The 14,708-nt window shown below is 68.9% G+C and carries 15 protein-coding genes and 1 tRNA gene; 8 read left to right on the forward strand and 8 right to left on the reverse strand.

From position 1 onward, the window contains the following. Position 1: 1 nt before the first annotated feature. The 3 genes from BM199_RS01860 to BM199_RS01870 are packed head-to-tail and all read right to left on the reverse strand — an operon-like array spanning position 2 to position 4,028. Positions 2 to 1,567 carry an ABC transporter substrate-binding protein gene (locus BM199_RS01860; protein ID WP_218160274.1) on the reverse strand — a complete coding sequence of 522 codons (1,566 nt, stop codon included), beginning with the start codon at positions 1,565 to 1,567 and terminating at the stop codon, positions 2 to 4. Further along, positions 1,564 to 3,072: an aldehyde dehydrogenase (NADP(+)) gene (locus BM199_RS01865; protein ID WP_177242433.1), complete on the reverse strand. Its 1,509-nt coding sequence runs from the start codon at positions 3,070 to 3,072 to the stop codon at positions 1,564 to 1,566. Before BM199_RS01865 ends, BM199_RS01860 begins: the two co-directional genes overlap by 4 nt. A gap of 23 nt (positions 3,073 to 3,095) precedes the next feature. Beyond that, a complete protein-coding gene (locus BM199_RS01870) occupies positions 3,096 to 4,028 on the reverse strand; it encodes a 5-dehydro-4-deoxyglucarate dehydratase (RefSeq protein WP_091668455.1) in 933 nt (310 codons plus the stop codon). A 100-nt stretch (positions 4,029 to 4,128) separates the two neighbouring features. On the opposite strand from BM199_RS01870, the gene BM199_RS01875 reads away from it, so the two are divergent. Further along, positions 4,129 to 4,899 (forward strand): IclR family transcriptional regulator, encoded by a 771-nt coding sequence (locus BM199_RS01875; RefSeq protein WP_245788074.1) that lies wholly within the window; start codon positions 4,129 to 4,131, stop codon positions 4,897 to 4,899. 135 nt (positions 4,900 to 5,034) lie between these two features. Further along, positions 5,035 to 5,526, forward strand: coding sequence for a DUF742 domain-containing protein (locus BM199_RS01880; RefSeq protein WP_091668458.1), 492 nt, complete (start codon positions 5,035 to 5,037; stop codon positions 5,524 to 5,526). Between the two features lie 183 nt (positions 5,527 to 5,709). On the opposite strand, the gene BM199_RS01885 is transcribed toward BM199_RS01880, so the two are convergent. Beyond that, entirely contained in the window at positions 5,710 to 6,087 is a 378-nt protein-coding gene (locus BM199_RS01885) for a nitroreductase family deazaflavin-dependent oxidoreductase (RefSeq protein ID WP_091668460.1), read from the reverse strand. A gap of 126 nt (positions 6,088 to 6,213) precedes the next feature. Here BM199_RS01885 and BM199_RS01890 point away from each other — a divergent pair, with 126 nt between their 5' ends. The 5 genes from BM199_RS01890 (at position 6,214) to BM199_RS01910 (ending at position 10,707) form a co-directional block, all read left to right on the forward strand. Continuing rightward, complete coding sequence (locus BM199_RS01890) at positions 6,214 to 6,810, forward strand: TetR/AcrR family transcriptional regulator (protein ID WP_091668463.1); 597 nt, start codon at positions 6,214 to 6,216, stop codon at positions 6,808 to 6,810. Continuing rightward, positions 6,803 to 8,476, forward strand: coding sequence for an acyl-CoA dehydrogenase family protein (locus tag BM199_RS01895; RefSeq protein ID WP_091668466.1), 1,674 nt, complete (start codon positions 6,803 to 6,805; stop codon positions 8,474 to 8,476). The genes BM199_RS01890 and BM199_RS01895 overlap by 8 nt, the downstream gene beginning before the upstream one ends. Beyond that, entirely contained in the window at positions 8,473 to 9,321 is an 849-nt protein-coding gene (locus tag BM199_RS01900; RefSeq protein WP_091668468.1) for a crotonase/enoyl-CoA hydratase family protein, read from the forward strand. The genes BM199_RS01895 and BM199_RS01900 overlap by 4 nt, the downstream gene beginning before the upstream one ends. Next, entirely contained in the window at positions 9,321 to 10,094 is a 774-nt protein-coding gene (locus tag BM199_RS01905; RefSeq protein WP_091668471.1) for a crotonase/enoyl-CoA hydratase family protein, read from the forward strand. Before BM199_RS01900 ends, BM199_RS01905 begins: the two co-directional genes overlap by 1 nt. A 157-nt stretch (positions 10,095 to 10,251) precedes the next feature. Beyond that, positions 10,252 to 10,707 carry a hypothetical protein gene (locus tag BM199_RS01910; protein ID WP_091668474.1) on the forward strand — a complete coding sequence of 152 codons (456 nt, stop codon included), beginning with the start codon at positions 10,252 to 10,254 and terminating at the stop codon, positions 10,705 to 10,707. A 24-nt stretch (positions 10,708 to 10,731) separates the two neighbouring features. Here the strand turns inward: BM199_RS01910 and BM199_RS01915 are convergent, their stop codons facing one another. The 3 genes from BM199_RS01915 to BM199_RS01925 all read right to left on the reverse strand — a co-directional run bounded on the left by BM199_RS01915 (position 10,732) and on the right by BM199_RS01925 (position 13,502). Then, a complete protein-coding gene (locus BM199_RS01915) occupies positions 10,732 to 11,538 on the reverse strand; it encodes a CAP domain-containing protein (RefSeq protein WP_143101742.1) in 807 nt (268 codons plus the stop codon). A 103-nt stretch (positions 11,539 to 11,641) separates the two neighbouring features. Then, on the reverse strand, positions 11,642 to 12,232 hold the full coding sequence (dcd, locus tag BM199_RS01920; RefSeq protein ID WP_091668480.1) for a dCTP deaminase: 591 nt from the start codon (positions 12,230 to 12,232) through the stop codon (positions 11,642 to 11,644). 22 nt (positions 12,233 to 12,254) lie between these two features. After that, positions 12,255 to 13,502, reverse strand: a complete 1,248-nt coding sequence (locus tag BM199_RS01925; RefSeq protein WP_091668482.1) for an oxygenase MpaB family protein — start codon at positions 13,500 to 13,502, stop codon at positions 12,255 to 12,257. 130 nt (positions 13,503 to 13,632) lie between these two features. On the opposite strand from BM199_RS01925, the gene BM199_RS01930 reads away from it, so the two are divergent. Continuing rightward, positions 13,633 to 13,706, forward strand: a tRNA-Gly gene (locus BM199_RS01930). A 114-nt stretch (positions 13,707 to 13,820) separates the two neighbouring features. Here the strand turns inward: BM199_RS01930 and BM199_RS01935 are convergent. Then, a complete protein-coding gene (locus tag BM199_RS01935; protein ID WP_218160275.1) occupies positions 13,821 to 14,708 on the reverse strand; it encodes a LysR family transcriptional regulator in 888 nt (295 codons plus the stop codon).

Genomic DNA, 14,708 nt, shown 5'->3' on the forward strand with positions numbered 1-14,708 from the left:
CTCAGCTTGCCGGGTGCATCTCGGCCAGATGCATCTCGTCGTTGGTCGCGGAGTTCGGCTCGTAGGTCACCGAGGGGGACAACGCCATGATGCCGGTCATGTGCGCCAGCACCGCATCCCGCACGACGTTCTCGTTCTGGTAGGCCAGTGCTTCGGCGAACTTGGCCTGCCGGTCGGCGCCGGAAGCCAGCTCGGCCTCCTCGACCAGCGCGTCGAGCTCGGCGGTGCCGTAGCTGCTCTGCGCGCCCTCGCTGCCGTAGATCTGGCCCATCGTGAACGCGGCGTCACCGGCCTGGTTGCCGTGCTGTGCCTGCAGCAGTGTCGGGCCGATGTCGGTGGGGAAAGGCCGCAGCAGGTACTCCAGCCACGCGTTCACGTCGAGCATCTGGATGTCCACCTTGAGACCCACCTCGATGAGCGAGTTCTGCGCGACCTCCATGGCCTCCGCGGCCTTCGGATAGATGCCGTTGCGGCCGATGATCGTGATGGCGGTGTCGACCGGCACCCCGTCCGCACGGGCTTCCGCGATCAGCGACTTCGCCTTGGCCATGTCGTGCGGCCACGGGCCGACGTCCGGGTTGTGCCCGGTGACGCCCTCGGGAACGACCTGCCCGGCGGGCTGGCCGAGGCCGGAGAACACCGACGCGACCATGCCCTCCTTGTCGATGGCGTAGTTGATCGCCTGACGCACCCTGATGTCGTCCAGCGGCGCCTTGGTCGCGTCCATCCGCAGGTAGGAGGTCTCGTTGTTGGGGTACTCGACGGCCCTGTCGCCCGCGCCGTCGGCCGGCGCGAGACCGACGGCGACGTCGGCCTCACCGCTGGAGACCATCGCGGCCCGGATGCTGCCCTCGGCGCGCCACACGTACTCGGCGGTGGGGAACGGCGGAGCCTCGCCCCAGTAGCCGTCGAACGCGGCGAGGCGCAGGCTCACGCCCTGGTTCCACTGGTCGATCCGGTACGGCCCGGTACCGACCGGCTGCCGCACCTTCGCCTCGGCGTCGGTGTCCGCGGGCACGATCTCCACAAAGGACAGCCGAAGCGGGAGAATCGGGTCCGGCGTGGCCGTGGTGACCTCGACGGTGGTGTCGTCGACAGCGGTCGCGGTGAGCTCGCTGTCGCCGAAGACGTACCCGTCGACGTTGCAGCCGATGTCGGAGTTGACCGTGCGCTCGATGGAGAACGCGGCCGCCTCGGCGGTGAGCGGGGTGCCGTCGTGGAACTTGACCCCTTCGCGGAGCTGGAACGTCCAGGACGTCGGCTCGGTCTGCTCCCACTCGGTGGCGAGTTTCGGTTCCAGCTCACCGGTTTCCGGCACGCGCTCGGTGAGCGGCTCGGTGATGTTCGAGCGGGTCACCCGGCCCGTCGCGGTCAGCGAGGCGTCGCACGGCTCGAGCGTCGGTGGTTCCTCCGGCAACACGATCCGAACGGTGTCGGCGGCGGCGCCGGCCTCGGAGCCACCGACCGAACAGGCGCCGGTCAGCAGTACGGCGCCGGTGACCACGATCGCGGCCGCTCTCGGGACGGGGGATCTGCTGGTGTTCATCACGCGCAGAGGGGACCTCATTGTTCCTCCTTGAACAAAAGGGCGGTACGCAGAACTGGTGGCAGGAGCGTTTCGGGGACGTCCTGGAAGGTGACGGGCCGCTGGAACCGCCGGATCGCGGTCCAGCCGACGGAGGTGTGGGCACTGTCCGACGAGGCAGGAAAGGGCCCGCCGTGGGTCTGGGCTCCGCTGACGCTGACGCCGGTCGGGTAGCCGTTGTGCACGATGCGGCCCGCGAGTTCCACGAGTTCGAAGACCAGCGGCCCGAGCCGCTCGTGGTCCTCGGGTTCGGAGTGGACGGTCGCGGTGAGCGAGCCGGGCAACAGGCTCGCTGCCTCGGCGAAGTCGTCCTCGGAGTCGAGGTCGACCACCACGGCGAACGGGCCGAAGTGCTCCTCCAGCAGCGCGGGCTCCCGGCGCAGGTCGGCCAGGGTGGCGAGCACCAGCACCGGGGCGGCCCGCAGCCCCTCGCCGGTCTCGGTGCACGGCTTCGTCAGCACCTCGACACCGGAAATCCGGGTGCCTGCCTCGAACGCGTCCTTGGTCGCCTGGTTGAGCAGAATTCCCGGCTCCACCTCGTCGAGCAGCGCCGCCGCCCTGGTTGCGAACTCCCGGCCCTCGGTCGTGAGCACGACTCCCGGCTTGGTGCACAGCTGCCCCGCGCCGAAGGTCATCGAGGTCACGAACCCCTGGACGACGGAATCCAGCCGCTCGCGGGCCACTGCGGCCGTGACGAACATGGGATTGAGGCTGCCCATCTCGGCGAACACCGGAATCGGCCGTGGCCGCTCGGCGGCGAGCGCGGTCAGTGCCCGGCCGCCGCCGAAGGATCCGGTGAAGCCGACCGCGCGCACCTCCGGAGCGGTGACCAGCGCGGAACCGGTCTCGTTCCCGGCACCCTGCAACAGGGCGAACGTGCCCGGGTGCAGCCCGCACGCCGCGACCGCCTCGGCGACACACGCGCCGACGAGTTCACTCGTGCCGGGGTGGGACGGGTGCGCCTTGACCAGCACCGGGCAGCCCGCGGCCAGCGCGGCCGCGGTGTCGCCGCCCGCGACGCTGAACGCGAGCGGGAAGTTGGACGCGCCGAACACGGCGACCGGCCCGATCGGGATCAGCACCCGCCGCAGGTCGGGACGGGGCGGAGTGGCCTCGGGGTCGGCCTCGTCGTGCACCGGCTCGCCGAAGGCCTCGCGCTCAACGACGTCGGCGAAACCGAGCAGTTGGTTGCGGGTTCGGGCGAGTTCGCCCTCGAGCCGGGCCGAGCTGATCCCGGTCTCCGCCCGCGCGGTGGCCAGGACGGCTTCGCGGGCGTCGCCCAGCCTGCTCGCGATCTCCCGCAGCAGTGGGGCCTGCCAGCGCTCGGGGCGTTCCCGGTTGGTCTCGAACGCGGTCCAGGCGAGCTTCGCCGCCTCGGCCACCTCGTCCGGCTCGCAAGTGGTGAACTCAGGGCCCGTGGTGTCGCCGGTCGCCGGATCCAGCGCCCGGAAAGCCTGGCCACGGCCCCGGTACTCGTTGCCGGCCACGAAACCGGTTCCCTGCGCCGCCCTCATGCGACTGCCGCCGTCTCGATCGCGGCCATGCCCTGCTCGATAAGCGTCGCCAGCTCCGCGCGGTGCTCGGGAGAGGCGTCCATCAGGGGTGGCCGGACCGAGCCCGCCGAACGCCCCTGGATGTCGAGCCCAGCCTTGACCAGCGCGACGGCGTAGCCGTTGGTGGTGTGCCGCAACTGCGCGAGCGGCACGTAGAACTCGCGCAGGAGGGTCTGCTGGAGGACGTCGTCGCCGCGCTCGAAGGCGTCGAAAAAGGCGCGGGCGATCTTCGGCGCGAAGGCGAGGGTCGCCGAGGAGTAGGCCCGGACACCGATCGCCGCGTAGGCACGGGCGAAGGTCTCCGCGGTGGGCATACCGTTGAGCAGGAGCAGCTTCCCGTCGGAGACGGTGCGGATGCGCTGCAGCAGTTCGATGTCACCGTGGCCGTCCTTGAAGGCCACCACCTGCTCGATCTCGGCCAGCTTGGCGACCGATTCCGGGGTGAAGATCGCGGTGGACCGCTGGTAGGGAATCACGCCGAGCGAGGTGGCCGAGGCGATCTGCCGGTAGTGCTCGACCAGCCCGGACGGCGGCCCGACCTGGAGGTACGGCGGCAGGACGAGCACTCCGTCGGCGCCGCCCTGCTCGGCCGAGCGGGTGAACTCGACCGCGACCTGGGTGCCGCCACCGACACCCGCGAGCACCGGCACGGCGCCGTCGACGTGTGCGACCGCCGTCTGCACGATCTGCCGGTGCTCGGCGAGGGTCAGTGAGGCGAACTCGCCGGTTCCGCACGCGACGAAGAGCGCGGCGGGCTTGGCCTCGAGCATCTCGGTGAGATGCTCCTCGAAGCGCGGAAGGTCCAGCTCACCCGACTCCCGGAACGGTGTGACGGGGAAGCCGAGGAGCCCGGTGAGGGAGTCGGTCAGCTGCGGATGGGCCAGCGCCATGAAGAACCTCTTGTCTACAAGTGGAGACGACGTCTATCGTTGTAGACGGGAGTAAAGTCCCGGAGGGTTGATACGTCAAGGGCGCACTTGGGAGGAATTGGTGGCCGAAACGGCTGATCCGCTGGACGGCGGGGGTGTGCGGAGCGTGAAATCCGCGGAGCGCACCATCGCGCTGATGGAGTACCTCAGCGCCGCCGAATCGCCCCGGTCACTCCGGGAGGTGACCTGTGACCTGGCGATCCCCCGAGCAAGCGCCTACGCCCTTCTGGTGACGCTGGTGCGGACCGGCTGGGTGGAGCACGACGACTCCGGCTCCCGCTTCCGGCTTGGTATCAGAGCGTTACGAGCGGGTGCCGCGTACGTCGAGCACGACGACGTCGTGCAGCGCGCGCAGCCGGTGATGAACGACCTGTCCGACCAACTCGGTGAGACGATCCACCTGGCGAGGCTGGACGGCGACGAGATCGTCTACCTGGCGACGTGCATCTCCCGCCACTCGCTCGCCGTCGTCTCCCGGCCGGGCAGACGCCTGCCGTGCTGGGTGACCGGGCTCGGCAAGGCGATTCTCGCGGGACGACCCTGGAACGAGGTCGACGTACTGCTGCCCGAGACGCTGGCCGCGCGAACCGAACACACGATCACAGATCGCGCGGTACTGCGCGAGCAACTGGCGGAGATCAGCAGGCGCGGAACCGCCGTCGACGAGCAGGAATCCACCCTGGGGCTGCGCTGCTTCGCGGTCCCACTGGACTTCGGCGACACCGTGAACGAGGCGCTGAGCTGCTCGATTCCCATAGTCCGCCTGGATGACGCCAGGGAGAAGGTGATCATCGACGCCCTGCTGCAGGCGCGAGAAAGGATCATCCGATGATCGCCACACGGAGGGTGATTGACTTCGGCTGCGACTCGGACAAAAGGGTGGGGCCTGGACACCCGCAGTAATATTGAACATCTCGCAGCCGACGCCGTCAGCGAGCCATGACCCGAGCATTCGAGGCGGCCACGCATGGGCTATCCCGGCGACAGTGCACAGTCCGGACGACGAACCGGCCGCTCGGGTGCGCGCTTTCCCTCCGCCGAGTTGCTGGAGACCGCCCCCGAGCCCGAGTCCGCCAACGACCCTGAAGGTGTCGAACCCGATGCCAGGGCGACTGAGGACACCTACCGGTTGCTGGTGCGGCCCTACGTGCTGACCAAGGGCAGGACACAGACGAGTAAGCACTACGCACTGGAAACGCTGATCACCACCAGGCCGGGGCCCGCGTGGAGCGGCGTGATCAGCAACGAGCTGCACACCGTGCGGGAGCTGTGTGTCGAGCCACGTTCCGTGGCCGAGGTCGCCGCGCTGATGTCGGTGCCGCTCGGCGTGGCGAGGGTGCTGATCGGCGATATGGACGACGCCGGTCTGGTCGAGGTGCACGCGAGCGTGGCGACCCCCGAAGGCAGGCCCGACCTCGACCTCATGCGCCGGGTCCTGCGCGGCCTGCACGAGCTGTGAAGCCGTGTGCAATATGGCCTCAACAGCTGAAGTTGTTCCTGGCACTGATGCAGCACGACGAGGGCTTCCGCACCTTGACGCTGGATGTCCTGCCTGAAGCGGACCGTGTGGATCCAGTACGCCGGCCCGAAGCACCCGAAAGCCACGGAGTGACCTGTGTCGCAGGTCCGGGTAGCTAACCGCTCAGCAGGTGGTGAGCAGCAACGCGTACTCGATGCGCAGCCTTCGCGCGATCGTCGCGGGCAGGTTGGGCAGGAAGTCGGCGGATTCGGTGCGTACCGGCTCGCCCGCGATGACGGGCACGGTGTGGCCGCGGTACTCGATCTGGCCGCCGCCCGCTGCCCGCAGGTTCTTCAGCCAGTCCCGGTCCGGGCCGTAGGTCAGCAGCAGCGCGAAGCCGCCCTCGACGGGAAAGGCGTTCACCGGGGTTCGGTAGCCGCGCCCGGAGCGGCGGCCGGTGTGTTCGATGATCGCGAAGCCCGGCAGGCGTCCTGCCCAGAGGCGCTGGACCGGGTTGGTGACGTGCCGGTTGAACCTGGCGAGACCTTCGGGGAGCCGCATACCAAGCAACGGTATCGCCGGCGACCAGGTCGCGCTCCGCAGACGGGTTCGCGACCGCGCGCTCATCAGACACAGGCCAGTCGGGAGGGGTTGCCCGAAGAAGTGAATCGGTGGTTCACTTCTTGCGTGGCTTACCGGCGCACTCCCAAGGTCCAGGCGCGGCTGGACAGTCAACGAGCGGCGATCCTCGACGCCGCTGTCGAGCTGCTGGCGGAGAACGGCTACGCGGGGTGTTCGGTCAACGCCGTCGCGGCACGGGCCGAGATCGCCACGGGCAGCGTGTACAAGCACTTCCCGAACAAGGCCGAGCTGGTCGCCGAACTGTTCCGGATCGTGGTCAGCCGCGAGGTCGCGGCGGTCGAGGCCGCCTCGCGGCGTGCGGGCACCGTCGCCGAACGGATCGTCGCCGTGTTCGAGACGTTCGCCCAGCGCGCCATGAAGACCCCCCGGATGGCCTACGCCCTGCTGGCCGAGCCGGTCGACGCGCCCGTGGAGGCGGAACGCCTGGAGTTCCGGAAGGCCTTCCGCAACATCGTCGCCGCCCGCATCGACGAGGGCATCGCGGACGGCGTGCTGCCGCCGCAGGACTCGCAGCTGACGGCGGCCGCGCTGGTCGGCGCCGCGGCCGAGGTCCTGATCGGCCCGCTCACCACCGGCGGGCCCGACGTCCTCCCCGAACTGCGCACCCTCTTCCTTCGCACGTTAGGAGCTGGCCATGCCTGATAAACCACCTGAGAGCGTGACTTCACCTCCGCTGAGCGCTGATACCCACGAGGTCACCAACCAGGTGCCGCCGCTGATCGGCCACGACGTCGCCGACGACCCGGCACTGCTGGAGTCCCTGCATCGCGAGGGTGCCGGCTGGGCCGAGCCGGAACTGCGCGAACTCGGCAGGCTCGCCGGCACCGAGCAGGTGCAGGAATGGGGCAGGCTCGCCAACGAGAACCCGCCGGTGCTGAAGACGCACGACCGGTACGGCCACCGCATCGACGAGGTCGAGTTCCATCCACACTGGCACGACCTGATGCGCGTCGCGGTCGGCCACGGCCTGCACGCGACGCCGTGGCAGCAGGACCGCACGGGTGCGCACGTCGCTCGCGCGGCGAAGACCTACGTGTGGATGCAGGTCGAGTCCGGGCACATCTGCCCGATCTCGATGACGTACGCGGCGGTGCCCGCGCTGCGGCACACCCCCGAACTGGCCGGGAAGTACGAGGAACTGCTGGCCGCGACCGAGTACGACTACGGCCTGCGCGAGCCGAGCACGAAGCGCGGACTGATCGCGGGCATGTCGATGACCGAGAAGCAGGGCGGCTCGGACGTGCGGGCGAACACCACCATGGCTCGTCCCGTCGCGGACGGCAGCTACGTCATCACCGGGCACAAATGGTTCACCTCGGCGCCGATGTCGGACATGTTCCTGACACTGGCGCAGGCACCTGGCGGCCTCTCCTGCTTCCTGCTGCCGAGAGTGTTGCCGGACGGCACCCGTAACCGGCTCCGGCTGCAACGGCTGAAGAGCAAGCTGGGCAACCGGTCCAACGCCTCGGCCGAACTGGAGTACGACCACGCGGTCGGCTGGCTGGTCGGGGAAGAGGGCCGCGGTGTCCGCACGATCATCGACATGGTCAACAACACCCGGCTCGACTGCGCGGTCGGCAGTGCGGCGGGGATGCACTACGGCGTCGTGCAGGCCGTGCACCACGCGACGCACCGGCAGGCGTTCGGCAAGAACCTCATGGATCAGCCGCTGATGGCGAACGTGCTGGCGGACCTCGCGATCGAGGCCGAGGCAGCGACGACCGTGGGACTGCGCCTGGCCGGCGCAACCGACCGCGCCAACGCCGGTGACGAGCAGGAGGAGCTGTTCCGCAGGCTCGGGCTCGCGGTGACCAAGTACTGGGTGTGCAAGCGGGCACCCGCGCACGCGGCGGAGGCGCTGGAATGCCTCGGCGGTAACGGCTACGTCGAGGAATCCGGGATGCCCCGGTTGTACCGGGAGGCGCCGCTGGCCTCGATCTGGGAAGGCTCGGGCAACGTCGCGGCGCTGGATTCGTTGCGCGCAATGGCGAAGCAGCCGGAGACGATCGAGGCGTACTTCGCGGAGGTGGACCTCGCGGCGGGTGCGGATTCGCGGCTGGACGACGCCACCGCGCGCCTCCGCAAGGAACTGTCCAATTTGGATGACATCGAGTTCAGGGCGCGCAGGTTGGTGGAGACGTTCGCCTTGGTCCTGCAGGGATCGCTGCTGGTCCGGTACGGCGACAAAGCCTTGGCCGATGCCTTCTGCGCTTCCCGGTTCGGCGGGGACTGGGGCGTCGCCTTCGGCACGCTGCCCACCGGCATCGACACCCGTTCGATCATCGAGCGGGCGCAGGTGCGGGCGTGAGCGACTGCATCCGGACCGAGACCGAGGCGGGCGTTCGCTCGATCGTCCTGGCGAGGCCAGAGCAGTACAACACGATCACGCCGGAACTGCGGGACGCACTGTCGGCGGCGATCGACGACGCGGACGCCGACCCCGCCGTCCGGGTGATGCTGCTGCGGGCCGACGGACCCGCGTTCTGCGCCGGATACGGGCTGGACTGGTCGACCGAGTACCAGGCCGGCGCCGAGGCCGAGCAGGTGTGGGACTCGGCGAAGGATTTCCGGATGATGTCCGGCTTCGTCGACGTCTACCTGAAGTTCTGGTACGCGGCGAAGCCGACGATCGCGGCGGTGCAGGGCTGGTGCATCGCGGGTGGCACGGACATGGTGCTCTGCACGGATGTGATCGTCGCGGCCGAGAACGCCGTCTTCGGGTACCCGCCGTCACGGGTGTGGGGCACGCCGACCACCGCGATGTGGGTGTACCGGATGGGTTTCGAGAAGGCGAAGCGCTATCTGCTCACCGGGGACGAGATTCCGGCGCGGACGGCGGCCGAGATCGGTCTGATCGGTGAGTGCGTCCCGGACGACCGGCTGACCGAGCACGCGTTCGGGCTGGCCGAGCGGATGGCGAAGCTGCCGGGAAACCAGCTGGAGATGTTGAAGCTGCTGTGCAACCAGACCGTGGAGAACATGGGGTTCGCCTCGTCGCGCACGCTGGGCACGTTTCTCGACGGAGTCGCCCGGCACACCGGCGAGGGACAGGCGTTCGTCGCCCGAGCCGGGCAGGTCGGCTTCCGGCAGGCGGTGCGCGAACGCGACGAACCCTTCGGTGACTACGGTTCCCGACCTCGTAGGGAGAACTGATGGCTGTGCGCGTGGAGCGCTCGGGCCCGGTCACCACCGTGATCCTGGCCCAGCCGGAGAAACGCAACGCCGTGGACGGCCCGACCGCATCGGCACTGGCCGAGGCGTTCCGCGCCTTCGACGCCGACGAGGACGCGGCGGTCGCGGTGCTGTGGGGCGAGGGCGGGGCCTTCTGCGCGGGAGCCGACCTCAAGTCGGTGGGCACGGAGAACGGCAACCGGCTGGACGAGGACATCGACGCCGACGGCCCGATGGGCCCGACGAGGATGCGCCTGTCCAAGCCGGTGATCGCCGCGATCGCCGGGCACGCGGTGGCGGGCGGACTGGAGTTGGCGACCTGGTGCGACCTGCGGGTGGCGGAGGAGGACGCCGTGCTCGGGGTGTTCTGCCGCCGCTGGGGAGTCCCGCTCATCGATGGCGGGACCGTCCGGCTGCCCCGGCTGATCGGGCAGAGCAGGGCGATGGACCTGATCCTCACCGGCAGGCCGGTCGGCGCGGCCGAGGCGCACGCGATGGGCCTGGTGAACCGCGTCGTCCCGACCGGTCAGGCCAGAGTGGCGGCCGAGGAACTGGCCGCGGACCTGGCTCGGTTCCCGCAGACCTGCATGCGCCAGGACCGGTTGTCGGTGCTGGAACAGGACGGGCTGGACGAGCGGGCGGCGCTGGAGGGCGAGTTCCGGCACGGGCTGGTGTCACTGACCACCGACAGTCTCGAGGGTGCGCAACGGTTCGCCTCGGGCGCGGGCAGGCACGGAGACTTCGGGGCGATCTGAGGGGTGGGCCGCGTCGGCGACGGCCCGTCCAGCCGGGCGGCCAGGAGAATACTGAGGTGTTCTCGCTGCCTGTTCCGGCCAGCCGAGTCTCAGGACCGCACGGTAGTACCAGACTCCGACGGTGTCCGGCCTTCACGCAAGCCACAGGAGAACCATCGTGCGACGCCACTTCGCCGTGCTCGCTGCGCTCACCGTGCTGTTGACCGCGTGCGACGCAGAGACGTCCGTGCCCACGAGCGCTCCGTCCGCCACCGCCACTTCGGCGTCCTCGTCGCTGCCGGAACTGCGGCCGAAGGTCGACGCGATCGCCGTCCTGCTCGCGGCCTGCGTCCCCAAGCTCGCGGGCGAGCCGGTCGACCCGATCGACAACTGCGCCAATCTCATGCCCGACGTGGCCGAGGTGATCAGCGAGGTCGAGCAGCAGGCCGACCCGCTGGCTGAGGCCGCGCGTACGGCGATTGGCGAGGTTCGCAGGCAGCTCGCCGAGATCGCCCCCTGCGAGCCCTGGTTCGCCGGAGGCGGCCGGACCGACGACGGACAGCTCGACTTCCGCTGCAACCAGGCCTGGGACAGCCTCTCCGCGAGCTACGACGCCTTACGGGACGCTCTGTGAGGGAACTCGCGGGAAGCTGACGCCCTAGTAGCCGAAGACCTGGGTCCAGTACCAACCCCTCGTGGTCACGCCGACGCCGATGGTCTCCAGCTCGCAGTTGAGGATGTTCTGGCGGTGGCCGGGTGACTCCATCCACATCCGCATGACGTCCTCGGGCTCGGAGAGCCCCCTGGCGATGTTCTCCGCTCCCGGCGAGGGGTGGCCTGCGGCGCGAGCGCGGTCCGCGAAGCTCGTGCCCTCCGGACTGGTGTGGGAGAAGTAGCCGCGGGCCGACATGTCGTCGCTGTGCCCCTGTGCGGCTGCGGTGAGCCTGCCGTCGGTGCGAAGCGAGTCGCACCCGGCCCGTTGCCGCACGTAGTTCACCAGCTCGACCACGCGTGCGGCCTTGCTGTCGCCGCGGGCAGCGGGCGGCTGCGTGTGCCGTGGCGGCTTGTCCGTGGTGGTCTCGTTGCGCGTGGCGGGCGGATCGGTGGTCGTCTCGTCGTCCGCCGTGGGCGCTTTTGTGTCCTTCGACGAGGTCGTGCTGTCCGGCGAATTGCTGGAGGTCTCCGCGGACTTCTTGTCCGTGGTGGTCTCGCTGGTGGTGGTGGACGTGGACGGTGCGCCCGAACCGGTCTCGGCCTTCGTGCCGGCGGAGGTGGAACTCTGTGCCGGCCCCGCGAACCCGCCATTCGGGGACGGCGCTGCGATGAGCATGGACGCCCCGGAGTCCTCGGGTGCTTCGCCTTGTGGGCGGTCGACGAAGTACTGGCCGCTGGCGGCGATGGCCACGCCGAGCACGACGCTGAACGCCACGAGCAATGGCTTACGGTTCGGTCTCGGGGAGGACACGAAGCGGCAAATTACCACTGAAGAGTGAAGGCTGGAAGCTCCTTCAGTACTTTAAGTTGCTAGATCTCGGCATTTCTAGCCACGATCGCGTCGTACTGTCGCGTCAACTATCACGCTTCGTGTTGACACGGTCGAAGTTGAGGTAGGCCCTGCTCTGCGTCGGCCCCCGCTGGCCCTGGTACCGCGAACCGGCCTGGGACGAGCCGTAGGGGTGTTCGGCGGCACTGGAGAGCCGGAACAGACAGAGCTGGCCGATCTTCATGCCGGGCCACAGGGTGATCGGCAGGTTCGCCACGTTCGACAGTTCAAGGGTGATGTGCCCGGAGAACCCGGGGTCGATGAACCCGGCGGTCGAGTGGGTCAGCAGACCGAGGCGGCCCAGGGACGACTTGCCCTCGAGGCGGCCCGCTAGGTCGTCAGGCAGACTGAACAGCTCGAACGTGGAGCCGAGGACGAACTCTCCGGGGTGCAGGACGAATGGTTCCGCCTCGACCCCCTTCTCCACCAATGACGTCAGCTCGTCCTGCTGGAGGGACGGGTCGATGTGGGTGTACTTGGTGTTGTCGAAGACTCGGAAGAAGCGGTCCAGCCGCACGTCGATGCTCGACGGTTGCAGCATGTTGGGCGTGAAGGGGTCGACTCCGAGACGTCCGGAGTCGAGCTCTTTGGCGAGGTCCCGGTCACTGAGCAGCACGCGGCCAGCCTAACCACCCAGCTCAGGCGGCCGACCGGGGCGTCACACGCATGTGAGAGGCGTAGGTGGTGTCGGGGCGGAAAATGCGACCGAGCCTTCGGACGTACTGCTGCCTGCCGACCGCGCCCAGCCGCTCCTGCAAGGCGGTCGCACCGGGAACGCGCCGGCGGACGGTCTCCGCGGCGAAGTTGACGGCGGCGACGGCGACCACAGCACCCTGCGCCACGGGGTCGTTCGGCAGTTCGAGAAAATCGGCGTTCTCGCGGCCGAGGACGAGCCTGCTGATGGAGGAGTGCACGCGGACCGAGACGTGGGAGAGCACGGCGCCGAAGGGGCCGCGCCCCTCGCCGACGGCGGCGTGGGCCTTGACCAGCGCGGCGGCGAGGCGCTTGGAGTCGTCGTCGGGGATGAACTCGGTGGCGGCGAGCAGCCAGAGCATCCGCCAGGCGTCCTCCTCATCGGCGGGGAGCAGTTCGTCGGAGATGCCGAGCAGCCAGCCGACGTAGCGCCAGAGGTGCAGGATGTCGGCGCGCTCGCGCTCGGAGTAGCGGACGCCGAGCAGTTGGGTGCCGAGGACGAAGACCTGGGAGAAGAGCAGCAGGGTGCCGGTGGTCTGCACCTGGTTGACCGGGCGGTCCCACGCGGCGTAGTCCCAGTCGTCACGCCCGTTCATCGCGGCGCGGACGTGGGCGTGCACCAGCCGCACGCGCAGCGCGGAGGTGTATCCGCGCTCGCCGTGCCGGAGGGCGCCCTCGGTGGTGACGTGGATCCACCAGGTGGCGGTCTCGACGAGGCGCTTGCCTGCCATGTACTCGATCTCACCGGTGCCGACCAGGGACTTCGTGGCCCGGGAGGCGAGGTAGCCGCCCATCAGCGACATGTCGGCAAGGGGAAAGAGGCCGAGCAGGCCGGTGCGGGTGATCGCCCTGGCGCCACGGGCAAGGCGATCGTCGTCGACCCAGTACGGCGTGGCCTCGACCGACCGGAAGAAGGCGACAAGCTCGGCGGGCGGATCATCAAGGGTGTCCACGCCCTCGGCGAGAGCGCGTTCGAACAGCTCCCGCCCCTGGCCCGCCGGAAGGCGCTGCATCATGGCGACGACGGCGTCGGCCAGCGGGTCCTCCTGCTGGGCGAACTCACGGACACGGCGAAGCTGATGCTCGTCGACGTGGATGTCGCCGGGAACGAAGAGCTTCGCGGCGAGGCGCAACCCGCCCTGCCGGAAGAGCTCCGGCTCCTGCAGGTGTTCCTCGGAAACCTTGTCGGCCATGCTTTGCCCACCTCGCAACACGATGTCGACAACAAGTGTTGTCACTTCGCGGCGGCCCAGTCAAGGGGAGCGTGTCAGGGAAGGGCTCTTGCAGGCGCGCGAGCGGGCCATAGTATGCTTGGGACGCGCTGCGGATGTAGTTCAATGGTAGAACATCAGCTTCCCAAGCTGAATACGCGGGTTCGATTCCCGTCATCCGCTCCAACACGAAAGTCCCAGGTCAGCGGTCGTCCACTGTAGACCTGGGGCTTTCGTCGTTCTAGATCACGTTGCGCGCCGTGCCATTGTGTCAACGCAGACTACCGCTGCGGCGCTGAGTCACGCGGTGAGGCTGGTGGCGGTGGATCGGAGCTCTTCGGCGGCGGCCGCGATTCGAGGGTTTGTTTCGGCGCCTCGTCGGGTACAGATGACGATCTTTCGTTGCGGAACGTTGTTGCCGCTGAGCGGGACGCGCACGGTGTGCGGGTGAGGAACCGTAGTGGCTATCCGGGGCACGGCGGTTATGCCAAGTCCCTGGGCGACCAGTGCGGTGATCGCGGTGAGTTCTTGTGCGAAGTGGGTGACGCGTGGCGAGTAACCGACCGCGCGCGTGGCCGCGAGTAGTTCGATGTAGGAGTCCTGGTGCCGGCGACCTGAGACCCATTCCTCTTCGGATGCGTCTTCCAGCGTGACGCCTTCGAGCTGGGCGAACGGGTGTCCGGTCGGCACAAGCAGGTCGATGGGATCGTCAATCAGGTCGGTGACCGTCACGAGGTGCTGATCCAGATAGCAGGCATCCTCACCCGCGACGTAGATGCCGACGTCGATGACGCCACTTTCCAGACTTCGCAGAAGGTCGTTCGAGTAGATCTCGTGCGCAGTGGGCGTCAGCCCAGGGTGCTTGGCACGGAGTACCCGGATGGTGGGCGCGATCAGCGCCGACACCGCCGTGGGGAACCCGCCCAGCGGGACAGGCCCGCACAGTTGCCTGGCGGCAGCAGCAGTATCACTGAGTGCGGCTTCCCACTGGGCATTCATCGTGCGGGCATGGTCGACCAGCCGGTTCCCTGCTTCAGTGAGTCGGACTCGACGTCCGTGGCGCTCCAACAGATCGATGTCGAGTTCGGCCGCCAACTCCTTGAGCTGTTTCGACACCCCTGAGGGGCTGCGGTAGAGAGCTTCTGCCGCAGCGGTAACCGTCCCGTACTCACTGACGGCGATGAGCAA

Source organism: Amycolatopsis marina (assembly GCF_900111885.1).
Taxonomy (GTDB): domain Bacteria; phylum Actinomycetota; class Actinomycetes; order Mycobacteriales; family Pseudonocardiaceae; genus Amycolatopsis; species Amycolatopsis marina.

Excerpts from the sequence above, each read along its gene's own strand:
- BM199_RS01880 (WP_091668458.1), top strand. The coding sequence starts at position 5,035 with ATGGGCTATCCCGGCGACAGTGCACAGTCCGGACGACGAACCGGCCGC.
- BM199_RS01895 (WP_091668466.1), top strand. The coding sequence starts at position 6,803 with ATGCCTGATAAACCACCTGAGAGCGTGACTTCACCTCCGCTGAGCGCT.
- BM199_RS01870 (WP_091668455.1), bottom strand. The coding sequence starts at position 4,028 with ATGGCGCTGGCCCATCCGCAGCTGACCGACTCCCTCACCGGGCTCCTC.
- BM199_RS01925 (WP_091668482.1), bottom strand. The coding sequence starts at position 13,502 with ATGGCCGACAAGGTTTCCGAGGAACACCTGCAGGAGCCGGAGCTCTTC.
- BM199_RS01860 (WP_218160274.1), bottom strand. The coding sequence starts at position 1,567 with ATGAGGTCCCCTCTGCGCGTGATGAACACCAGCAGATCCCCCGTCCCG.
- BM199_RS01905 (WP_091668471.1), top strand. The coding sequence starts at position 9,321 with ATGGCTGTGCGCGTGGAGCGCTCGGGCCCGGTCACCACCGTGATCCTG.
- BM199_RS01885 (WP_091668460.1), bottom strand. The coding sequence starts at position 6,087 with ATGCGGCTCCCCGAAGGTCTCGCCAGGTTCAACCGGCACGTCACCAAC.